The sequence below is a fragment of the Sorangium sp. So ce726 genome (assembly GCF_051521405.1).
GTDB lineage: Bacteria > Myxococcota_A > Polyangia > Polyangiales > Polyangiaceae > Sorangium.
Window position 1 is genome coordinate 5,281,125 of sequence record NZ_CP150349.1, and the last position, 21,255, is coordinate 5,302,379.

17 protein-coding genes are annotated in these 21,255 nt (G+C 71.7%); 11 read left to right on the top strand and 6 right to left on the bottom strand.

Going from position 1 to position 21,255, the window contains the following annotated elements; all coding sequences use genetic code 11:
* The first annotated feature begins 8 nt into the window (after positions 1-8).
* Positions 9-1,088: a lipase secretion chaperone gene (locus WME79_RS19630; RefSeq protein ID WP_437538096.1), complete on the top strand. Its 1,080-nt coding sequence runs from the start codon at positions 9-11 to the stop codon at positions 1,086-1,088.
* Here WME79_RS19630 and WME79_RS19635 read toward each other — a convergent pair.
* Positions 1,072-1,845, bottom strand: a complete 774-nt coding sequence (locus WME79_RS19635) for a hypothetical protein (protein WP_437538098.1) — start codon at positions 1,843-1,845, stop codon at positions 1,072-1,074. The genes WME79_RS19630 and WME79_RS19635 overlap by 17 nt on opposite strands.
* A 441-nt stretch (positions 1,846-2,286) precedes the next feature.
* Between WME79_RS19635 and WME79_RS19640 the strand changes: the two genes are divergently transcribed.
* Both WME79_RS19640 and WME79_RS19645 read left to right on the top strand, forming a co-directional pair.
* Positions 2,287-3,909 (top strand): DUF1592 domain-containing protein, encoded by a 1,623-nt coding sequence (locus WME79_RS19640; protein WP_437538100.1) that lies wholly within the window; start codon positions 2,287-2,289, stop codon positions 3,907-3,909.
* Positions 3,910-3,970: 61 nt separating this feature from the next.
* Positions 3,971-5,545: a DUF1552 domain-containing protein gene (locus WME79_RS19645; protein ID WP_437538102.1), complete on the top strand. Its 1,575-nt coding sequence runs from the start codon at positions 3,971-3,973 to the stop codon at positions 5,543-5,545.
* 37 nt (positions 5,546-5,582) lie between these two features.
* Here the strand turns inward: WME79_RS19645 and WME79_RS19650 are convergent, their stop codons facing one another.
* From WME79_RS19650 to WME79_RS19660, 3 genes are all read right to left on the bottom strand, one after another.
* Positions 5,583-6,077: a PaaI family thioesterase gene (locus tag WME79_RS19650; RefSeq protein ID WP_437538104.1), complete on the bottom strand. Its 495-nt coding sequence runs from the start codon at positions 6,075-6,077 to the stop codon at positions 5,583-5,585.
* A gap of 75 nt (positions 6,078-6,152) precedes the next feature.
* Positions 6,153-7,475, bottom strand: coding sequence for a fatty acid desaturase family protein (locus tag WME79_RS19655; RefSeq protein WP_437538106.1), 1,323 nt, complete (start codon positions 7,473-7,475; stop codon positions 6,153-6,155).
* Positions 7,472-8,443: an alpha/beta fold hydrolase gene (locus WME79_RS19660; protein WP_437538108.1), complete on the bottom strand. Its 972-nt coding sequence runs from the start codon at positions 8,441-8,443 to the stop codon at positions 7,472-7,474. The genes WME79_RS19655 and WME79_RS19660 overlap by 4 nt, the downstream gene beginning before the upstream one ends.
* Before the next feature lie 645 nt (positions 8,444-9,088).
* On the opposite strand from WME79_RS19660, the gene WME79_RS19665 reads away from it, so the two are divergent.
* From WME79_RS19665 to WME79_RS19675, 3 genes are all read left to right on the top strand, one after another.
* The gene (locus tag WME79_RS19665; RefSeq protein WP_012236106.1) at positions 9,089-9,790 is read left to right on the top strand and encodes a hypothetical protein; all 702 of its coding nucleotides are present in this window, start codon (positions 9,089-9,091) and stop codon (positions 9,788-9,790) included.
* Positions 9,791-10,024: 234 nt separating this feature from the next.
* Positions 10,025-10,174, top strand: a complete 150-nt coding sequence (locus WME79_RS19670; protein ID WP_437538110.1) for a hypothetical protein — start codon at positions 10,025-10,027, stop codon at positions 10,172-10,174.
* Positions 10,175-10,252: 78 nt separating this feature from the next.
* On the top strand, positions 10,253-13,075 hold the full coding sequence (locus WME79_RS19675; RefSeq protein WP_437538112.1) for a hypothetical protein: 2,823 nt from the start codon (positions 10,253-10,255) through the stop codon (positions 13,073-13,075).
* 43 nt (positions 13,076-13,118) lie between these two features.
* Here the strand turns inward: WME79_RS19675 and WME79_RS19680 are convergent, their stop codons facing one another.
* Together WME79_RS19680 and WME79_RS19685 are read right to left on the bottom strand one after the other, a co-directional pair.
* A complete protein-coding gene (locus WME79_RS19680; protein WP_437538114.1) occupies positions 13,119-13,814 on the bottom strand; it encodes a hypothetical protein in 696 nt (231 codons plus the stop codon).
* A gap of 77 nt (positions 13,815-13,891) precedes the next feature.
* Positions 13,892-15,460: a GMC family oxidoreductase gene (locus WME79_RS19685; protein ID WP_437538116.1), complete on the bottom strand. Its 1,569-nt coding sequence runs from the start codon at positions 15,458-15,460 to the stop codon at positions 13,892-13,894.
* Positions 15,461-15,613: 153 nt separating this feature from the next.
* On the opposite strand from WME79_RS19685, the gene WME79_RS19690 reads away from it, so the two are divergent.
* The 5 genes from WME79_RS19690 to WME79_RS19710 all read left to right on the top strand — a co-directional run bounded on the left by WME79_RS19690 (position 15,614) and on the right by WME79_RS19710 (position 21,150).
* On the top strand, positions 15,614-15,958 hold the full coding sequence (locus tag WME79_RS19690; RefSeq protein ID WP_437538118.1) for a molybdopterin oxidoreductase: 345 nt from the start codon (positions 15,614-15,616) through the stop codon (positions 15,956-15,958).
* Positions 15,959-15,961: 3 nt separating this feature from the next.
* Entirely contained in the window at positions 15,962-18,406 is a 2,445-nt protein-coding gene (gene nirB / locus WME79_RS19695) for a nitrite reductase large subunit NirB (RefSeq protein ID WP_437538119.1), read from the top strand.
* A gap of 11 nt (positions 18,407-18,417) precedes the next feature.
* Positions 18,418-18,735 (top strand): Rieske (2Fe-2S) protein, encoded by a 318-nt coding sequence (locus tag WME79_RS19700; RefSeq protein WP_437538121.1) that lies wholly within the window; start codon positions 18,418-18,420, stop codon positions 18,733-18,735.
* Positions 18,736-18,888: 153 nt separating this feature from the next.
* Entirely contained in the window at positions 18,889-20,769 is a 1,881-nt protein-coding gene (locus WME79_RS19705; protein ID WP_437538122.1) for a serine/threonine protein kinase, read from the top strand.
* 93 nt (positions 20,770-20,862) lie between these two features.
* Entirely contained in the window at positions 20,863-21,150 is a 288-nt protein-coding gene (locus WME79_RS19710) for a hypothetical protein (RefSeq protein WP_437538124.1), read from the top strand.
* Positions 21,151-21,255: the final 105 nt, after the last annotated feature.

Consider the following 21,255-nt stretch of genomic DNA (forward strand, 5'->3'; position numbering starts at 1 on the left):
GGAGCTTCGTGGCGCGTCGTCGCAGGACCGCTCTGATCGTGGCCATGGCGCTCGTCGCGATGATCGGCGTGGGGCGCTTCGTCTCGGGGGAGCGGCCCCGGCAGGCCGCACACCACGGCCGCCCGAACGGGACCGCGCGCCCCGGTCGGAAGGAAACGCTGCCCGCGCTCTCGGTGGCGCCGTCTCCCACGCGCCTCCGGCAGGCGCTGTCGGTATCGCGGCCCCCTGCGGCGCCGCGCCCGCCGACGAAGGCCGTGCCGCCCTCGCTCCGAGGCACCGACGTCGACGGCGCGGTGACCGTCGACGAGCGCGGCGATCTGGTCGTCGGCCCGGAGCTGCTCGGGCTGTTCGACTACTTCCTCAGCGCCACCGGCGAGGAGCCGGCGCCGGCGATCAGGGCCCGCGTCGTCGCGGCGATCCGGGAGCGGGCGACGGGGCGCGCGGCGGAGCAGGCGATCGCGCTGTTCGACCGGTACCTCGGCTACCGCGAGGCGGCCGGCGAGGCGCGCGTCGAGCAGGAGGCCGATCCGGCGGCGCGCCTCGCCGCGGTGCGCGAGATCCGGCGCGCATGGTTCGGCGAGGCGGCCGCGGCGCGGCTGTTCGGCGACGAGGAGCGGGAGATCGAGGCGGCGATCGAGGAGTCCCGCATCCTCGCGGACAAGGCCCTGCCACCGGAGGAGCGCGACGCGCGGATCGCGGAGGTCGAGGCGGCGCTCCCGGAAGCCGTCCGCGAGGCGCGGGAGGCGGCGACGCGCCCGCTCGCGCAGCAGGCCGAGGAGCAGGCGCTCCGGGACGCGGGCGCCTCGGACGAGGCGCTGCGCGCGCACCGGGTCGCGACCGTGGGCCCCGAGGCCGCGGACCGGCTCGCGGAGCTCGATCGGCAGCGCGCGGCCTGGCAGCAGCGCCTCGACGCCTTCGCCGGCGCGCGCGCGGACATCGAGGCGACGGTGGCCGATCCCGACGCGCGGCGCACCGCCGAGGAGGCGCTGCTGGAGGGCACGTTCACGCCCGAGGAGCGGCTGCGCGTGCGGGCGATCCTGGGCCTCGCGCCTCGCGCGGTGACGGGCGCGCCTACATCGATCCGCTGATCGAGAGCCCGAGCCCGCCGGGGGTGACGAGCGGGGCTGCGCCCACCTGGAGGACCTGGCCGCGGTGCAGCGGCACGCGCACCTGCCGAGGCATGGCGACGCCGCCGAGCAGCATCCCCAGGCCGACAGCTTGCCCGGCGCCCAGGAGGGAGAGGCCGACCGCGCTGGCCGCCGTCGGCCGCCCCGTGGCGAGGTGGATCCACGGACCCGCGAGGGGGATCAGCAGCGAGGCGGGGTTGGCCGAGGTGCGTTCGTGGCGCCGGATGAGAAAGCAGGCGCCCTGGGAGCACTGCGGCACCAGCCGGATCCGCACCTCCGGCTCCGCGAGCGAGAGCGCGGCGCCGCGGACGGCCGACGCGACCCAGAAGCCGCCCAGGGTCGACGCGCCCGCGATGATCCAGCGCGCCCTCCGCGGGTTCGCGACGTAGGTGGTGGGCTCGACCCGCTGCGGGGCGCGCTGCGTGATGATCGCGGTCTGCTGCGGGGCGCGCTGCGTGATGGTCGCGGCCTGCTGCGGGGCGCGCTGCGTGATGGTCGCGGCCCGCTGCGGCGGCCCGGCGCGACCCTGCGGCGGGGCCTGAGGCGAGATGCCCTGAGGCGAGATGCCCTGAGGCGAGATGCCCTGAGCCGCGTCGCCGGCGGAAGCGCTGGAGATGCCGAGACAGAGGCCGATCCCGAGAAGCCCGGCGAGCCCTTGGACGACGCCTTTCCCCCTTGTTGACCTACCGCTGGTTCTCCCTGTCTTCGAAGTCCACATGCGCCCCTCCCGGTGCCATCGACCGCACCTGCGCTGGAGAGAGCAAGCCACGGGCCTCCTCTGGGACATGCCTTTCGCCCCCGTCGCTCGAGTGCCCGGGATCCGGCCAGGGAGGTGCAGTGAGCACAGAGGGCAAGGAGCGCACAGCGATGCTCTGCGATCCCCTCGGAGTCCTCGGCGCCTCTGTGATTCCGCTTTCTGGAGAAGAGGTGCCGAGTCTCGCGTCCCGGGAAGACGTCGCAGACGAGGAGCGTCTGACACGGCCAGGCCCGGGGATCCGCGGCGCTCTCGAATTTTTCGAGAAATTCACAGGGAGGCGGGGAGACGGGGAGTACAATCCCCAAAATCTCCCCGTCTCCCCGCCTCCCTGTTCAATTTCTGCTGAAAATGCCAACAAATGAGGGATTTGTCAGGCCGCAATCCACACGTGGGAAGCCGACGATGACGTTCCGACCTGTTCGACCCGATCGAGCCTCCGCGCGCCTCCGGCGCGCCGCTCTGGGGTGTCTGCTGAGCGCCCCGTGCGCTGGCCTCCTCGGGTGCGACGACGCGCCGGCGCAGACGCCGGGCGCCGCCGTCTCGGGCGGCATGCCTTTGCACCACATGACGGCGGCGGAGTACAACAGCACCGTCGCCCACCTCCTCGGGACGAGCTTGCGACCGGCGGACAGCTTCCCGGCCGCCGGCGCGAAGGGCTTCGACGCCAACGTCGGCGCGCTCTCGAGCCTCTCGCAGGCCCTGGTCCAGGGGTATTACGACGCCGCCAGGCAGCTCGCGGCGGACGCCTTCTCGAACGAGGCGCAGCGCGCGGCGATCCTCGTGTGTGATCCCGCGGCGGGCGCGGGCGACGGGTGCGCGCGCGACATCATCGCGCGCTTCGGGCTGCGGGCGTTCCGGCGCCCGCTCGAAGCGGCGGAGGTCGAGCGCTACGCGGCGCAGTACACCCACGCGATGACCGCGCTCCAGATGTCCCCGGTCGAGGCGGTGCAGCACGTCGTCCGCGCGCTGCTGACGTCACCGAATTTCCTCCTCAGGATCGAGCTCGGCCCCGACGCGGCGGGGTCGCCGGGCGCCCTGAACGGCTACGAGATCGCGTCGCGCCTCTCGTACCTGCTCTGGAGCTCGCTCCCGGACGACGCGCTCTTCGACGCGGCGGCGCGCGATGAGCTGGCCACCGAGGGCGATCTCCGCCCGCAGGTCGATCGCATGCTGGCCGACCCGAAGAGCACCGCGTTCTTCCGGAACTTCTTCGGACAATGGCTCGGGACCCGCACGCTCCCCAGCCACGAGGCCGACGTGGCCCTGTTCCCCCCATGGAGCCACGAGCTCAGGGGCGCGATGCTCGACCAGGCCAACGCGTACTTCGCCGCTTTCACGACCGGCGAGCGGCCGTGGTCCGAGTTCCTGACGGCGCCCCACCCGGAGAGCCCGCAGCTCGCGCCGATCTACGAGAACGATCCAGACGGCGCGCGCGGCGGCTTCCTCACGCTCCCGGCGTTCCTCACGCTGTCGTCCCACGCCGACAGGACCTCTCCCACGTCCCGCGCAAAGACGATCCTGGCGCAGCTCTTCTGCACCCCCCTGGCCCCTCCCGCCGGCGTGGATATCCCGGAGCTCGACGCCGCGGGCGGGGACGCGATCCCCATCGACAACGTGCGCAAGAAGCTCGAGAAGCACCGCGAGTCGCCCGACTGCGCGGGCTGCCACGACGTGCTCGATCCCATCGGCCTGAGCCTTGAGCATTTCGACCCGATCGGCGCCTACCGGACCGAGTACCCGAACGGCGACGCGATCGACGCGACGGGCGTTTACGAGGGCACTGCGTTCGATGACATCTCCGGCCTCGTGCCCGCGCTGAAGGAGGCCGCCGCGTCGGGGACATGCCCCACGGAGCAGCTGTTCGCCTACGCCTTGCGCCGGAGCCCGACATCGCGGGACAGGCCCGAGATCGAGGCGATCGCCGCGGCCTGGTCCGGCGGGACGATGGGAGAGCTGGTGAAGCGGATCGTGACGAGCGAGGCGTTCCGCCTGCGGCAAGGGAGCGGGCAGGGAGGCGCGCCGTGATGGGGCTCGGGTCATCGGCGTCGGCGCTGCGCGAGCCCGGGCAGGAAGGAGCGGTGGGCACATGAAGCGGCGACTGTCGCGCAGGGCCCTGCTGCGGGGCGCGGGCGTCTGCCTGGCGCTGCCGTGGCTCGAGAGCGTCTCGCCCCGCGGGGCGCGCGCGGGGGAGCCGGGCGCGCCGAAGCGATTCCTGCTCTGCACCTTCCCGAACGGGGCGCCCCACCACTGGTGGGAGACGGCCCCCGCGTTTGGCAAGACCCTGAGAGGAGCCGACTTCAAGCTCCCGAGGGTGCTCGAGCACTTCGCGCCGGTGAAATCGAAGATGCTCATGATAAGCCGGCTCGGCAACTACACGTGGAGCAACGAGCAGATTCCGTACATCGAGCCGTCCCACTCGCGGTGCACCGCCGCGCTGTCGACCTGCGTCGACGCCGATCAGCTCGGGAGGGCCGCAGGGCAGGACCTCGGCGCGTGGGTGGGCAACGGCGTCTCGGTCGACCAGCTCATCGTCCAGAAGGCCGGCCCGGAGCAGGCGACCCGCATCCCGTCGCTGCAGACGGGGCTCGGGGTCAAGCCCGGCTTCTTCGACGAGCGCAGCTACGCGTACAACCAGGCGATCTCCTGGAAGGGCCCGCGCGAGCCGCTGAAGCGCTCGGTCAACCCGAAGGCGGTGTTCGACGCGCTCGTCAGCGCGGGCGCGGCGAGCGCGGCGCCCGTGCCCGGGCTGACCGTCGAGCAGGCGAGGATCGAGGCGGAGCGCCGCGCGGCGGCCGAGAAGAGCGTGATCGACGCCGTGCTCGCGGACGCCAACGCGCTCATGCGCCGCGCCGGCTCGGACGATCGCAAGATCGTCCAGCAATACCTGGACTCGCTCCGGGAGATCGAGAAGAACGTGGCGCGCGTCAACGCGGCGATCCCGGCGAACCTGGGCTGCGCGCCGATCGGCGAGCCCGGGATGGTGCCTGAGCCGCCCGGGCCGGGGGAGGGGCTCAACGAGAACGACAGCACGGAAGCCGGCGAGTACAGGCACGACGATCACGCGAACGTCATGATCGATCTCATCGTCATGGCCATCCAGTGCGACGTCACGCGCGTGGTCACCCACATGCTCGACGACGCGCGCTCCGAGTTCGAATACCGGTGCATCCCCGAGGACGTCCGCGCCATGGTAGGCCTCGAGCACAACCCGGCGAGCAGCCTGCACTTCCACGCTTCCCAGCACGCCCCCGGCGCCCTGGACCGCGTGACGGAGGACGGCCGCTACAGGATCGTCGAGGAGAGCAACCTTGATTTCGCTGCGATCAACTGCTGGCTCGGCCAGAAGGCCGCGCAGCTCGCGCAGCGGCTCGACGCGATCCCGGAGGGCGACGGCACGGTGCTCGATCACTCGGTCATGGTGTACATGAGCGAGATGCGGACCCACGATCACGACGCCTACGACCTGCCCATCGTGCTCCTGGGCGGCGACGGCGTGTTCCTGAACGACGCGCACGTCGCCTACAACGCTGTGGGGAACGATCGCCAGCTCCGCGATCTCTGGTTCACGATCCTGAACCAGTATTACGAGCTCGGCGTCGGGTCGTTCGGCGACGATCTCCGCGGCGTGCCGAACGCGCTGCTCGAGGAGATCCTCCGGTAGCCGCGCCGGCTCACGGGCGAGCCGGCGCGCGCGGCGCTCACCGCAGGATCAGGCACGTCGTCGTGGCGTGGGCGTAGAGGGTGCCGTCGGCGTCGCGCAGCGTCCCGTCGGCGGTGGCGTGGCGCTTCCCGAGGTGGACGACCCGGCCCTCGGCGACGAGCTCGGGCCCGCCGGCGCGCGGTGCCCGCACGAAGCTGACCTGGAGCGAGACGGTCGAGTAGCCGACCCCCGCCTCCAGGGACGCGTGCACGGCGCAGCCCATCGCGGAGTCGAGCATCGTGCTCAGGTAGCCGCCGTGGACCATCGCGATCGGATTCTGGTGTTGCTCGCCGGGAGATCCGGTGATGACGACCCGGCCGGCCTCCACCGCCGCGACCCGCAGCCCGAGGAGGCTCGCGATGGGCGCCATCGGCAGCTCGCCGTTCATCATGGCCGTGAGGTAGGCGAGGCCGGACATCGATCTCACCTTCTCCACGGCCGGCGCAGGATCTTGCCACGTCACCACCAGCTTTCGTTCCTGATTCGTCGTCATGATTCCCTCTCTCCCTGTTCCTGAATCTGACATCCGTGACGTCCGCGCGAGCCCGCGATCGATGGGCCTCGGAGCCTATCCGTGCAAGGAAGCGAGCTCAAGGCCACCACCGTCCTTCCGTCCGGCGCGGCGCGCGCCGGCGTCGGCGATCGCGACGCGCGCGGCCTGCACCTCCTCGTCGCTGATCACCGCGCGGACCATCTCGGTGATCCGCCTCCAGACGGAGTCCCTGCGGTACGGCAGCCCGACCTCCCTGCACAGCGCCTCGACCTCCCTCGCGACCTCGGGGTATTGCCGGAGCGGCAGGTCCGGCCAGAGGTGATGCTCGATCTGATACCCCATGTAGCCGTGCAGAAAGTCCGCGGCGCTGCTGGGGCTCTCGTAGTTCACCGAGCCGACGATCTGCCGGACGTAGTACTCCTCGCGGCTCCTCGCGGCGCCCTCGAAGATGGGGATATCCAGGCCGGTGTGGGTCGGCGCGATCACCGCGAAGCTGTGCAGGTTCGACAGGAGCTCCGCCACCACGCTGTTCACGAGCACGCCGAGCGCTGCCCCGCGGCCGAACGGCAGGAACCCGAGCGGCAGGAGGACGAAGTGCACGAGCGCATACGGCAGGTACGAGCGGAGCAGCATCTCGCGATCGAGCAGGACCCTGGGCGACCAGGCCGCGCGCTCGCGCCCCTCCGTCGAGGCCTCGGCCGCCCGCTCGCGCCGCTTGCGGAGGGCGCTCCGGGTGGCCGGGCCATAGTAGAGCCACTTCCACGTGCACGCGGTCAAGAGCAGCGCGAGCGCGCGGACGAACTTCGGCTTGCTCTTCAGCCACGCCATGTTGACGGCGACGCGGTCGGGGTCCCGCTCGTCGCCGGTGTAGCAGTGATGAGAGACGTTGTGCTGCGCCTGCCACGCGTCAGCGTCCAGCCAGTCGAACCAGTCCCGCAGGCTGCGCCGGCCCCGCGCGAACGTGCGGCTGTTCCAGGCCGGGTCGCCGCCGGCAACGCCATCGTACGCCTTGTGGAGGACCGGGTGCGCGACCACGACCCACCTGGCGAACCGGCCAAGGGCGATGAGGATCATCGAGATCGGGTTGGGCCCGAGCGCCGACGTCGCGTACCCGAGGGCGGAGAAGGCGCGGCCCAGCAGGGACAGGCGCTTGATATGGCGGAGATCCTCAGCGCCCGTCCGGGCCGAGGCGCCGGCGCGGATCGCCTTGATCCCCGCCATCAGCCGCCGGGCCTCCTCGGCCGAGAGCGCGGTGGTGCCAGGGGCCTTGTCGGTCGCTGCGGGCGCGGTACGGGGAAACGCATCATCGGTCTTCATCATGAGCTCCGTCCTCTCCGTCCTCTGCGTCTCGAGCGAAGCGAGGCGTGTCATGGCCATGGTGATGATTCGAGCGCTCATGACGCACCCCCGGGGGCCTGGTGGCGCCGCAGCCAGGCTGCGATCTGCTCGTACGGGGTCCGAGGCACGGCCGGGTCGAGCCCGAGATCGAGCCTGCGGGGAAGCGCGATATGGCCGCCGCCGTCCATCCAGACGACGCGGGCGGGCGACGAGAGCCCCCCGTGCGCTGCCAGGCCGGCGAGGGTCGCCGGGGGCACCATCGGATCCTGGCGCGAGTACAGGAGCAGCGCCGGGGTGACCAGCGAGCCAAGGAGCCTCCCGGCGCCCTGGGCCTCGTAATAGGCCGTGGGATCGCGGAAACCGAAGCGGCGGACCACCGTCAGGCGGTCCCACTCGCGCAGCGTCGCCGCCCGATCCACGGCCGACGGCGGGACGGGCATCTGCCGCCGCCGCGCGATCTCCCGGTACATCCGCTTCAGCCCCCCGAGGACGTGGCGCCGGTACACGACGCTCTCGGGGCGATCCATGTGGCTCACCGCGCGATCGAGGTAGAGGGGCGAGCAGATCGAGGCCACGGCCGCGAGCCGCGGGTGCCCCGCCGCGGCGAGGTGGAGCGCGACGTGTCCGCCCATCGAGAAGCCGACGACGAAGATCCGCTCGTGGCGCGCAACAATGGGGTCGCCGCTCAGCACGGCCGCGAGGTCCTCCCAGAGCCCCGCGTGGTGGAGGTCCTCCGGGTCGCACGACGAGCCGCGCTGGCCGAGGCGGAGCACCGACAGCCCCTGCGCGCGCAGGGCAGCCGTCGCTGCGCGCAGGTAGGCCGAGCGCACATCCCCGCCCATGCCGTGCAGCAGGACGACCAGATCGCGGCTGCCCGGGGACGGGAAGTGCAGGCCGGTCAGCGTCGCCGCGCCGTACGGCCCGCCAGGGACGCGGAACCGCCAGGGAACCGCGGACGTGAGCTCCGGGGTGAGGCTGCTCGTGACGAAGCCCGCGATGGTCGCGACGTGGCCGCGCAGGGGGCGCACGAGAGACGCGCGCTCACCCCGCCGCGCCGCGGACAGTGGCTCGGGACGCTGCATCAAGGATGCGCGATGAAGGGCGTTCTGCTCGATCATGGGTCCTCTACCTCTTCCTCTCCGCCGCGAGGCGCGCTGTCCGGCTCAAGCTCCTGATCCACGGGTGTTCGCCGAGGAGCCGGGCCGAGCGACAGCCGGCCACGGCCGGCACGGGGCGGCGTGGGTGCGGCGGCGAGAGGCGTCACTGCAGCAAGGATGCCAGTCTCCAGCGGGCGTCGTGGGCTGCCCTCCGCCCCGACATGAGCGCACCGCGCGTCATCAGGGCCTCAGCGAGCCCAGGCTGCATCGGCGCGGACACCCGCTTGCTCGATCGAGCAACGCGCCGCGCTGCCGGCGGCGCATGCGGCCAGCCGGGGTAAAGGGGCCAGCCGCCAGCTGGAGGTCCTGGCCTCCATGTGAGGAGCGCCCCCGCGGCGCGGCGTGAGGGCTCCGGACGCCGAACCGCGGCGCCGGACGGGCGGAGTCGCGCCGCAGCGGGCTGGCACCGCGGTTGCCATGCACGAACCGGCATCGACGAAGGCATCCCGGCCGCGCTGCTCGCCGGCCGCGCCAGCGTCCCTTGCAGACTGCAGGTCTGCGCGAAGGAGCATACCCATGAATCCCGTGGCCATGTCTACAGGGGCTGTCCAGATCGTGGCGGGCGTTGTGATCGGTTATCTCACCGTCTCCATGGCAGAGTCGTTTCTCCACCGGAACGCGCTGCACGCGAGCCTCGCGGTCCGCCGCGCGGCGAAGCGGCTCGGCCGCGCGGGCCGCCCTCTCTTGCGCGCCTATACGAGCCACACGGTCGTGCATCACGGCAAGACGTACCGTGAGAGTCACGTGCGGCAGTTCCGGAACCGCGAGGAGCAGGAGCGGCTGGATCGCTGGATCGTCGAGACCCAGGGCGACCGGCGGATGATCCGCGAGCAATACGGCGTCTCGCTGGCCGGCCTGGGGATCCTCGCGTTCGCCGCTCCCGTGCTGCCGTTCTTCGCGCTGTACGCGCTCTTCCTCCCGGCGGCGGTGGTCGTCGGCGCCTTGTTACCGCTCGTGATCTACCCGCTGTCCTCGCTCGTCCTCCACCCGTACCTGCACATGCCGCGGGCCGAGGCCATGGCCCGCGCGTCGCGGCCCATGCGGTGGCTGCTCGGCACGCGCTACGTGCGCTTCATCTCCCGGCACCATTACCTGCACCACCGGTACATGCACTGCAATTACAACCTCCTCTGGCTCGGCGACCTGCTCCTCGGGCGGCACCGCCGGCCGAGCGACGAGGATCTCGCCGAGATGCGCGGCCAGGGGATGATCTGCTGATACCGCGGGTCAGACATCCTGACAGGCTCTGCCTCGGGAGCGACGAGAGGGCTCGCGCGCTGCCACGCTGCTGATCGCGCTTGCTATCGGCAATGTCTTCCCGGATACTCGGAGGGAAGATCATACACACATTTCCCTATTGGCACGGCTGGCCGGGCCCTGCGCCTTCCTGGGTGCCCGAGAACGGTCGGGTATGCCGGCAGCCCTGAGGGAACGGATCGCGGTCTCGAACGCATGAGCGAATCGGTTCGCGTCAGCATTGCGCAGGTGTGGCTGGACGAGAGCACCGGTATCGTGCGTGTCAGGGTCGACCCGGGGACCACGGTGACGCTGGCCCGCAAGGCGTTCGCCCTGCAGCGGTCGCTGGAAAATCGCTCGCCTTGATGCGACGCTCATTTCATGCCGAGACTCCATTGCCAGCTCCCTGTTCAGCTCAATCGTTCTCCCACAACATACCATCATGTGCTCGCCATCTCCCTCGTGGCCCTCTTTGGGTTCCAGGGTGGATGCACGCCGCCTGGCGACGTGACCGGCGACCTGGATCTCGAGGTGCCGAGAGACGCCCTCGACGGACCCTCTCCCGGAGGGCTGCACCCGCACATCTCGTCTGAGAGCGGGTTGATCGATCCGATCCTGAGCAAGAGCCCGGGGAACGAGCCCGCCGTGGCGTGCGGAGACGAGGTCTGCCTCGTGGCCTGGCGTGACGACCGCGACAGGCGATCTCGGATCTACGGCGCCCGTGTCGCGCTCGACGGCACCGTCCTGGACCCCTTGGGCATTCCCCTCCTGGCGGCCGGATACCCCGCTGTCGCCGCCCAGGGGGACGGTTTCCTCGTCGTCGGCGTGGGCGCGGCGGAGGACGGCAGCGGCGCCCAGGTGCGCGGCGCGCGCGTCAGCGCCGCGGGCGCCGTGCTCGACCCGGGCGGCTTCGCGCTCTCGCCCCCGTCGCCGAGGATCTTCGGCGGCCCAGCGATCGCCTTTGACGGCACGAGCCACCTGGTCGCGTGGGTGCGCCGCAGCGGCGCGGGGATGTGCGACGGCGTGATCGAGGCGACGCGGGTCTCGACGGCGGGCGTCGTGCTCGACCCGCCGGGGACGATCGCGCTGTCAACCACGGTCTGGGGCCACGTCCATCTCGCCTCGGGCGGCGCGAGCTCCTTGCTCGCCTGGGTCGAATGCCCAGGAGAGGGGCTGGCTCGGGTGCGCGGCGCGCGCGTCAGCCCCGAGGGCGCGCTGCTCGACGCCGCGGGGTTCGCGATCAGCCCGACGTACCCTTTCAACAATACCTCCTGGCTGCCCTCCGCGGCGCTCGCCTTTGACGGCACCAACTACGCGGTCGCCTGGCATCGCTGGGATGATGGCTCGCTGTCGCAGCTCGAGGCTGCGCGGGTGACGCCGGCGGGCGCTGTGCTCGACCCGGGCGGGCTCACGGTCGCGACGCTGCCGCCGTACGTCTCGACCAACCGGCTCGCCGCGGCATTCGATGGCGCCGCCACCGTGCTCGCCTGGGACACCTTCCCGACGGACGACCCAGACTTCCCGACGGAGACCGCCCGAGTGAGCCCTGCGGGGGGTGTGATCACGCCTCCGGCACCGGCGTTGAGCACCGGTCTGAACATCGCGATGGCCTCGAGCGAGGCGGGCGTGCTCGCCGCTTGGGTGAACCTCGGCGCGGGGACCACGCACGTGGCAGGCGCGCGGCTGAGCGCTCTGGGAGCGAGCCTCGACGGTCCGGCCGGATTCCCGATCTCCAAGCACGCAGACGAGCAGCGGGTGCGCGCGGCCGCGTCCGACGGCGAGAATTTGCTCGTGCTCTGGAGCGACGATCGGGACGAGCTGAGCGGCGACCCCGGGCTCATCGCCGCGCGCGTCACGCCGACGGGCGCCGTGCTCGACCCCACCGGCATTCCGATCGCGAATGAGCCGGGCGGCATCGCGCGCGCGGTCTTTGACGGATCGAGCTTCCTCGCGGTGTGGTGGTCCCCCGACGCCAGCGCCCTCCGCGCGGCGCGCGTGAGCCCGAGCGGCGTCGTCCTCGACGCGAGGCCGTTCGATCTCCCCCTCTACTTCGAGGGGATCCCCTACGGCATGGCCGCGGCCTCGAATGGCGAGGGCACGCTCGTGGTCGCGCCTGACGAATCGCTTGGCACCGGCTTCCTGAGAGCGGTGCTGGTGGATCAGGCGGGCGCGGTCACCCCGCAGCCCGAGCCGCTCAGCTTCCCCTCGTTCAACCGCGTTTGGGTCGACGCCATCGCCGGCGGGTCGGGCTATCTCGTCGTGTGGCACGACGGTTCGACGCTGTGGGGTCAGCGCCTCGATGGCGGGGCCGCGCCCATCGACGCCGAGCCGTTCATCGTTGCCGTCAACCCCGATAGCAGCTCCAGCCCTGAGAGCGCCATGCGAGGGCTGAGCGTCGGCTTCGATGGCGGCGGCTTCCTCGTGGTGTGGGAGCAGGGCGCGTGGCTCCATGGCGCGCGCGTGAGCCCCGACGGCACTATCCTGGATCCCGACGGTTTTCCCATTGCGCCTGTCGACATCGGCGCTGCTTCCTGGCCCAACTGCGAGTGGTCCGCGGCGGGCCCCGGCTGCCCGGCGCTCGCGTTCGACGGACAGCGCTTCGTCCTGGCCTGGAAGTCTCGCTCTGTTCCAGGCGATGACGGCTCCCTGGAGCTCTTTGGCGCCGAGCTGAGCTCGGAAGGCGCTGTCCTCTCGACCTTCCCGCTCTCCACGGAGCCAGGCGTCGAGGGGCCGGCCGTGCTCGCGTCCGCGGGCGACAGCAAGACCCTCCTTGCTTATACGCGTTTCCTTCCGGAGGCACCGTTCAGCGCCGGGCGCGCGCGGGTGCGCCTGCTCGACAGCTCCGCCAGCGACGAGGGCGGCGCTGGTGCGGGCGGCGAGGGCGGCGCTGGTGCGGGAGGTGCCGGTGCGGGCGGCGGCGGCTCGGGTGGCGGCACTGGTGCGGGCGGCAGCGGCTCAGGTGGCGGCGCTACCTCGGGTAGCAGCAGCTCGGCAAGCAGCAGCTCGGGTAGCGGCGCTGGCGCGGGCAGCAGCGGCTCCGGTGGTGGCGCTACCTCGGGTAGCAGCAGCTCGGCGAGCAGCAGCTCGGCAAGCAGCAGCTCGGGTAGCGGCGCTGGCGCGGGCAGCAGCGGCTCCGGTGGTGGCGGTGGCTCATCAGGAGGCGGGTGCCAGATGGCGGCCGCGTCCTCCGTCGCGACGCCGGCATTCCTTCTGGTGCTTGCCGGCTTGTTCCTCCAGCGCCGAAGACGCCCTCGTAGAGTGGGTTGAGTCGCGGAAGAGACCGGCGCGACAGCGAAGCGCTGAAGCGGATCTACGCGGCAGTCGCCGGCTTCGGGTTCAGCTCGAGGAAGCGGCGCTGGTAGGCGTACGAGCGAAAGCGGAGCTTCAGCGGCGGCTTGTTGTTGCTCTCGATCTCGAGCTTCGCGCCGTCGTCGTGCTCGGCGCAGTGCGGGATGCGCAGCGTGTAGGTCGTGCCGCCGCCGGTGCGCACCGCGATGCTCCCGAGCGCGAGCCCGGCCGCGGCGACGGCCGCGTTGGTCCCGGTCTGGCCGTCGTGCGCCTTCGCCTCGACGCCGCGGGTCGCCGGCCTCGCGCACACGCAGCAGCCTGCTGGCCAGCTGATCGTCTCGCTCGTCACCGGCGCCGGAAAGCCCGGCTGCGGGTGGACGTAGTCGTCGCCGAGCACGGTGAGGACGCGCTTCTCGACGAGGTACGCGGCCTGGCATTTGTCGCAGAACGCCGGGTCGTCGGTGTGGTTGAGCTCGATCTCCTCGAGCGTCGCCTGGCAGCGCGGGCACGTCGCGGTGCCCGCCAGGTCCTTGGCGGCCAGGAGCGACCCGAGCGCGAACACCGCGAACCCGAGGCCGCCGGCGAGACAGAGCAGCCACAGCGGACCGGAGCGGCCGATCATCGCGCGGAAACAGAGGAATGAGAGGCCGGCAAGCACCGCCGTGATGACGGCGTACTTGATGGTAGACCCGGTGTTGCGGGTCACGGTGGACGTCATGAGCCCGACCTTAGCGCCAATCGACCCTCGAGCGCGCGCCGAACGCTGTCAGCGGGTCTCTCGCCGCCGGACGGTGGCTACACCGCGCCGTCGCGGAGCCACTCGCCGAACCGCTCGCCGATCATCAGCGCTGTCAGGTTCGTGTTCACGCTCGGGATGGTCGGCATGATGCTCGCGTCCGCGACGACCAGGCCCTCGACGCCGCGGACCCGCCCGCGCCCGTCGACCGCCGCCGAGACGTCCCCCTCGGGCCCCATCGGGGCCGTCCCGCACGGGTGGTAGCCCGAGCCGCAGCTCCGGTAGATCCACCGCTCCAGCGCCTCCCGCCGCATCAGCGTGCGCTCCATGGGCCAGACGAACCACCCGAGCTCGCGCATCGGCGCGGTGCGGGCGATCTCGTACGCGAGCGTGAGCGCGTCGACCGCGCGCGACAGGTCGTCCCGGTCGACGAGCAGGTTCGAGACGATGCGGGGCCGCGCGTGCGGGTCGGCGCTCGTGTGCTCGATGCGGCCGACGCCGCGCGGCTTGCCGATGCAGCACGCGATCGCGAACGCCGGTATCGTGAGGCGCGGGTGCAGCGGGAAGAACGAGCCCGGCTGGAGCATCACGTCGTTCGGGTACTGGCTGTCACGCGAGGTGTAGCGGAGCATCGTCTGGACGAGCGGCTGGCGCAGGACGTCGATCAGGCCGCGGCGGCGCGGCCACAGGCCGATGGCGGCGCCCGGATGATCGAGCAGCCGCGCCCCCACGGCGGGCACGTCGGACACGAGCGCGACCCCGAGGCGCGCGAGCTCGGCCCGCGGCCCGATCCCGCTGCGCAGGAGGATCCCCGGCGTCGCGATCGCGCCGGCGCTCAGCACCACCTTCCGTGTCGCGACGACCTCGACGCGCCCGTCCGTCTCGATCTCGACCCCCTCGACCCGGCGGTTCCGCACGAGCACCCGCCGCACCGTCGTGCGCGGCCGGAGCCGCAGGTTCTCGCGCCGGCGCACCTCGGCGGTCAGGTAGCAGCGCGCCGCGCTCATGCGCTGTCCGTCGATCTTGTTCATCGCATGCGGCCCGACGCCGCCGGGCGCGCGCGGATCGTTGGTGTCCGCGCACCCGGGGTGGCCGAGCGCCCTGCACCCGTCGACGAACGCCGCCTGCCACGGCACGAGCTCCTCGCGCCGGGCGCGGCGGATCGGCACCGGGCCGCCCTTGCCGTGCCAGGGCTCGCCGAAGTCGAGATCGTCCTCGAGGCGCTTGAAATAAGGCAGGCAGGCGTCGAAGCCCCACTCGGGCAGGCCGAGCGCCGCCCACTCGTCGTAGTCGTACGGCTGGCCGCGGACCGCGATGCACGTGTTCACGGCCGACGAGCCGCCGACCACCTTGCCGCGCGGGAAGAGGAACATGATCTGCCCGGGCGTCGGCCGGTGGCGATAGCCCCAGTCGTGCGCGAGCCACGAGTTGCGGGTGCCGTCCCGCAGATCGGAGGGCAGGCGCTCTGGATCCGGGTAGTCCGGGCCAGCCTCGAGCAGCAGGACCTCGCGATCCGCGCGCTCCGTGACGCGCGCCGCGATCACGGCGCCCGCCGAGCCGGCCCCGACAACGACGAGCTCCGCGGCGCCGGCCGGGCGGGGCAAGGAGGACGGTGACGATCGAAACACCTTGGAAACTCGACCTACACGGGATCGCGCCGCCGGGCAACGAACCCTCGAAACTGTCCTCGCTGTATGACCGTCATGCGGCGCCAGAGCGCCGCACGCGGCACGCGGCGTACGGCACGCGCGCCCGTCCGATGATCCGCCCGGGAGGCCACATTGGAAACACCGAGGTTCATACAGGGTGTCTACTCGTTCGAGGGGCAGGGCCTGGAGCAGCCGGTGCCCCTTCGTCCGGCGGTCGGGTACACAGTCCCGCGGGACAAGCGCGCTCAGCTCATTTACATCCGCGCGGGCAACTCCACGTCCGAGCTCATCTACCTGCTCCTCAAGCGCGACGGCCACCCGATGCGCTACTTCCCGATCGGCGCCAAGGCGGCGATCCACGTGCCCCTCGTGATCGTCGAGGACATCCACCCGGAGAGCGTGATCGAGCTGTGCGTGGGCGCGCCCGAGGGCGCGCGCGGGCTCGCGACGATCGACATCGGCCTGGCGGAGATCTGAGCCATGCAGAAGAAGCGAAAGCTCGTGTTGATAGGCAACGGGATGGCCGGCGTCCGCACGGTCGAGGAGATCCTCGCGCGGGGCGGCGCCGACCAGTTCGAGATCACCATCTTCGGCGACGAGCCGTATGGCAATTACAACCGTATCCTGCTCTCGGAGGTGCTCAACGGCTCCCAGGACCCGAGCGAGATCTTCCTGAACCCCCTGGCCTGGTACCGGGAGAACGGCATCCAGCTCCACGCGGGCGTGCGCGCGCGGGCGATCCACCGGCACTCGCGCCAGGTGACGGGCGATCACGGGGTCGTGGCGCCCTATGACAACCTGATCATCGCGACGGGCAGCTCTCCGTACATCCCGCCGATCCAGGGGGTGCGGCTCGAGGGCGGCACGGAAAAGCCTGGTGTGTTCGTGTTTCGCAGCCTGGACGACTGCCACAAGATCGCCCAGTACGCACAAGGCAAGCGGAGCGCCGCGGTCATCGGCGGCGGGCTCCTCGGGCTCGAGGCCGCGCGCGGGCTGCAGAACTTCGGTCTCGACGTCCACGTGGTCCACATCAGCGGTCACCTGATGGGGCAGCAGCTCGACGCCACGGCGGGCGGCATCCTGAGGACCACGCTCGAGCAGCTCGGCGTGACGGTGCACCTCAACAAGAGCACGAAGGAGGTGCTCGGAGACGACCGCGTGACGGGGCTCCGCTTCGCCGACGGCGAGGCGCTCGCCTGCGATCTCGTGGTGATCTCCGCGGGCATTCGCCCGAACGTGGAGATCGCCCTGCGCGCCGGCCTGACCGTCGAGCGCGGGATCGTGGTGGACAACCACCTGCGCTCGCCCGACGACCCGAGGATCTACGCCGTCGGCGAGTGCGCGCAGCACCGGGGGCAGGTCTACGGGCTCGTGGCGCCGCTCTGGGAGCAGGGCAAGGTGCTGGCCGATCACATCACGAAGCGCAACGAGAAGGCCTCCTACGCCGGCTCGAAGGTCTCCACGAAGCTCAAGGTCATGGGCATCCAGCTTGCCTCGATGGGCATCACCGAGCCCGCCGACGACCGCGACGAGATCGTGCAGTTCCTCGAGCCGAAGAAGGGCACGTACAAGAAGCTCATCATCCGCGACGGCAGGCTGCTCGGCGGCATCCTCCTTGGCGACGTCAGCAAGGCCGCCTACCTGATGCAGGCGTTCGACAAGAGCACACCGCTCCCGGAAGAGCGGCTGTCGCTGCTGTTCGAACTCGGCGCGCCCTCGCCGCAGGCGACGATCGAGGAGATGCCGGCAGGGATGCAGGTTTGCAACTGCAATGGCGTCACCAAGGAGGGCCTCGTCGCGTGTGTGCGCTCGGGCAAGCGGACCCTGCGGACCATCATGGACGCGACGCGCGCGGGCATGGGCTGCGGCGCCTGCAAGCAGCTCGTCTCGGAGGTCGTCGCGTGGGCGTGCGGGGGCGCGGCGGAGCAGGACCCCGCGGCCAGCTATTACGTGCCTGGCGTCCCGCTGAGCAAACCCGAGCTGGTCCAGGCGATCCGCGAGCGCGGGCTCCGGTCGGTGTCCGCCGTGTTCCGCGAGCTCGCGGGCGGGAACGAGGACCCGGGGAGCAAGCCTGGGCTCGCGTCGCTGCTCCGCACGTTATGGCACCACGACTACGAGGACGAGCGCGACGCCCGCTTCATCAACGACCGCGTTCACGCCAACATCCAGAAGGACGGCACCTTCAGCGTGATCCCGCAGATCGCGGGGGGCATCACGTCGGCCGCGCAGCTCCGGCGGATCGCGGACGTCGTCGACAAGTACCGCGTGCCGCTCGTGAAGCTCACCGGCGGCCAGCGCATCGACCTGCTCGGCGTCAAGAAGGAGGACCTGCCGGCCGTGTGGCGCGACCTCGACATGCCCTCGGGGTTCGCTTACGGGAAGTCGTACCGCACGTGCAAGAGCTGCGTGGGGAGCGACTTCTGCCGGTATGGGCTCGGCGACAGCATCGCGCTCGCGCTGAAGATCGAGGAGCGCTTCCAGGGCATGGACACGCCGGCCAAGCTGAAGCTCGCGACCGCCGGCTGTCCGCGCAACTGCTCGGAGGCGATGGTGAAGGACGTCGGCGCCGTCGCGGTGGAGGGCGGCAAGTGGGAGATCTACGTGGGCGGCGCGGCCGGCGCCCACGTGCGCAAGGGCGACGTGCTCTGCGTGGTCGACGCGCACGAGGACGTGCTCCGGCTCATGGGCCGCTTCATCCAGTATTACCGCGAGAACGCCAGGTACCTGGAGCGGACATACGGTTTCGTGGAGCGCGTCGGCATCCAGAAGATCCGGGCGGTGGTCGTGGACGACAGCGAGGGCATCGCGCCGCGCCTCGACGAGGAGATGCGGAAGACGGTCGAGGCGTACCGCGATCCGTGGCGAGAGGCGAATTCCCCGAGGACGGCGAACCAGTTCCGATCGGTCCTGCCGATCGTGCAATGAGGGGGCGAGAGATGGAGATCACCCTGGGCCCCCTCTCGGCGATCCCGCCGGGCGAGGGGCGCGCGTTCGAGGTCGGATCGGAGCGCATCGCGGTGTTCGTCACGCGGGAAGGCCGCGTGTTCGCCACGCAGGCGAGCTGCCCGCACCGGGGCGGCCCGCTGGTCGACGGGCTGCTCGGCGGCTGCACGCTCATCTGCCCGCTGCACGCCCAGAAGTTCAACCTGGAGACGGGAGAGGCCCTGAGCGGCGCGGAGGGGCTCAAGACCTATCCCGTCCGTCTGAGCGCGACGAACCAGATCCTGGTGCGGATCGAGGGCGGCGGGGGCTGAGCGCCGCCCGTCCCGCGCGGCCGCGGGGGAGATCCGACGCCGGCGGCGGCGCGTGCTGCCGTGCCGGCGCTCTGCGGGGCCCCAGGATCGCGCGTCTTTGGGTACGCTACCGGAGCGCGTCACCCGACGTCGCCCGGAAGGTTCCCGTTCGTCATGGCCGACCCCACGACAGCCGCACCGCTCGCCCCCGGCACCGTCCTCGGGGGCGATTTCCGCATCGTCCGCCCCCTGAGCCAGGGGGGCATGGGCGCCGTGTTCGTCGCCGAGCAGCTCTCGACGGGCAAGCCGCGCGCGGTGAAGCTGATGCACGCGCAGCTCGCGCAGGACCCGCGCTTCCGCGAGCGCTTCGAGCAGGAGGCGAGGGTAGGGGCGCGGATCGAGAGCGATCACGTCGTCGAGGTCGTCGCCGCCGGGGTCGATCCCGCGACGCAGACGCCGTGGCTGGCGATGGAGCTGCTCGACGGGGCCGACCTTTCGGCCGTGATGGCGCAGCGCGGCGCGCTGCCGCCCGACGAGGTGCGCGAGCTGATGGGGCAGCTGTGCCACGCGCTCGGCGCGGCGCACCGCGCGGGCGTCGTCCACCGCGATCTCAAGCCCGAGAACATCTTCATCGCGCGGCCGCGGCAGCAGAACGTCCGCTTCAAGGTGAAGGTGCTCGACTTCGGCGTCGCGAAGATCGTGGCCGAGGCGCGGGCGACGACGTCGATCACCGCGTCGGTCGGGACGCCGCTCTGGATGGCGCCCGAGCAGACGGAGCTCGCCGCGCAGGTCGTCCCGGCGTCGGACGTCTGGGCGCTGGGGCTGCTCGCGTTCTACCTGCTCACCGCGCGCGTCTACTGGATCGAGCCGAGCCGCGGGCCCAGCGCCTCCGTCATGTCGCTCATGCGCGAGGTGCTGTTCGGCCCGCTGGAGCCGCCGTCCGCCCGCGCCGCGCAGCTCGGCTGCGCGCACCTGATCCCCCCGGGCTTCGACGCCTGGTTCGCCCGGTGCCTCGCCCGCGACGTCCGCGCTCGCTTCACCGACGCGGCGCAGGCCATGGCGGCGCTCGATCCCGTGCTCGCCGCGGCCGCCCACAGGCCCGGGCCGCTGCCGGCCGTGCCATCCATGCCCACGCCGCCGGTTTATTCCGGCCCTTCCGGGCCGTACACCGCGCCGACCCAGCCGGGGGTCTCCCGCACCGATGTCGGCGGCCTGGCCGGCGGTACGCTCGTCCCGGTGCCGGCGCTGCCCCCGCGCAAGGCCCCCTGGGGCCTGCTGCTCGCGATCGCCGGGGGCGGGCTGATCGCCGTCGCCGCGCTCATGGTCGGGGGCTTCGTGGCCTTCCAGCGGCTCCGCGCGGCGGACCGCGCCCACAGCGCCCCGCCGGCGCCGCTGTACGGCAGCGGCGATGCGCCCACGGCCACGGGCGGCACGCCGACGCCGCCGGCCAGGCCATCGAGCGCCGCGGCGAGCAGCGACGCCGATCTGGCTGGCACGTACGACATCGTATCGTCGCGCAACCCGGGCGGGCAGGGCAGCTACACGGGCAACGTCCTCCTCTCCCGGAGCGGCGACACGTACCGCATCGCCTGGATCATCACGAAGGGCGCGGGCTACGAGGGGATCGCGTTCGTGCAGGGGCAGACGCTCGCGGTGGGATGGGCGAGCGGCGGGCCCTACGGCGCGGCCGCCTACCGCATCGACGGCGGCCGCCTCCACGGGCAGTGGATCGCCACGGATCGGCCCGGCCAGGTGATCTCCGAGGAGCTGGAGGGCCCTGAAGGGCTGGTCGGCAGCTACCGGATCGTCGACGGCGCTCGCAAGGGCACGGTCGTCATCGTGCCCACGGGCGAGACGTACGCCGTCACGTGGGCGCTGAGCACCGGCGCGCTGAAGGGGGTGGGCATCCGTTCGGGCGATCAGCTCGTCGTGGGCTGGTCGCCGAGCCAGCAGGTCGGCGTGGTCAGCTATGCGATCGCGGGCCGCCAGCTCGCGGGGCGATGGGGGACCCTGGGCGGCACGCTGGCGGGGAGCGAGGCGCTGGTGCGCCGCTGACGAGCGGAACAAGCGAAACGAGCGGAACCACGCGCGAAGCGAACACGGACGCGGCGTTGCGACCGGGAGAGTCCAATGGTTCTCTTCAGGATCATGGCCCCTTTGCCCGCTCCGAACACCCCGCTTTGCGACATCGAATTGCCCGCGCTCAGCGTGTCGGCGCGCGAGCAGCTCACGCGCGTCTGCGCGTTCCTTTACGTCGTGTGTCTTCCGGAGATCCAGACGCGCGCGCTCCTCGCGGACTACACGCCGGAGATTCTCGCGGGGCACTTCACCGAGGAGACGCTGAATCTCCTGGCTCTCGGCGAGCCCGTCCCTCCGCCGCTGCCCGACGTGCCCCTTTCCTTGCTCGCCCGCTTCCGGCCGGCGGCGCGCGCCTAGCAACGCAGAAGCGGACTCGGCGTGACCGCCGCAGTCATGAGGGCGTGGCGCGCTGGCGGTTCGCGGAGGCGGAGGAGGACAGATGATGTCCAGCGCTTCGCCCGC

Bases quoted from the DNA above. Each gene is read 5' to 3' on its own strand.
- WME79_RS19635 (WP_437538098.1), bottom strand. From the start codon at position 1,845: ATGTGGACTTCGAAGACAGGGAGAACCAGCGGTAGGTCAACAAGGGGG.
- WME79_RS19640 (WP_437538100.1), top strand. From the start codon at position 2,287: ATGACGTTCCGACCTGTTCGACCCGATCGAGCCTCCGCGCGCCTCCGG.
- WME79_RS19645 (WP_437538102.1), top strand. From the start codon at position 3,971: ATGAAGCGGCGACTGTCGCGCAGGGCCCTGCTGCGGGGCGCGGGCGTC.
- WME79_RS19650 (WP_437538104.1), bottom strand. From the start codon at position 6,077: ATGACGACGAATCAGGAACGAAAGCTGGTGGTGACGTGGCAAGATCCT.
- WME79_RS19655 (WP_437538106.1), bottom strand. From the start codon at position 7,475: ATGAGCGCTCGAATCATCACCATGGCCATGACACGCCTCGCTTCGCTC.
- WME79_RS19665 (WP_012236106.1), top strand. From the start codon at position 9,089: ATGAATCCCGTGGCCATGTCTACAGGGGCTGTCCAGATCGTGGCGGGC.
- WME79_RS19670 (WP_437538110.1), top strand. From the start codon at position 10,025: ATGAGCGAATCGGTTCGCGTCAGCATTGCGCAGGTGTGGCTGGACGAG.
- WME79_RS19680 (WP_437538114.1), bottom strand. From the start codon at position 13,814: ATGACGTCCACCGTGACCCGCAACACCGGGTCTACCATCAAGTACGCC.
- nirB (WP_437538119.1), top strand. From the start codon at position 15,962: ATGCAGAAGAAGCGAAAGCTCGTGTTGATAGGCAACGGGATGGCCGGC.
- WME79_RS19700 (WP_437538121.1), top strand. From the start codon at position 18,418: ATGGAGATCACCCTGGGCCCCCTCTCGGCGATCCCGCCGGGCGAGGGG.
- WME79_RS19705 (WP_437538122.1), top strand. From the start codon at position 18,889: ATGGCCGACCCCACGACAGCCGCACCGCTCGCCCCCGGCACCGTCCTC.
- WME79_RS19710 (WP_437538124.1), top strand. From the start codon at position 20,863: ATGGCCCCTTTGCCCGCTCCGAACACCCCGCTTTGCGACATCGAATTG.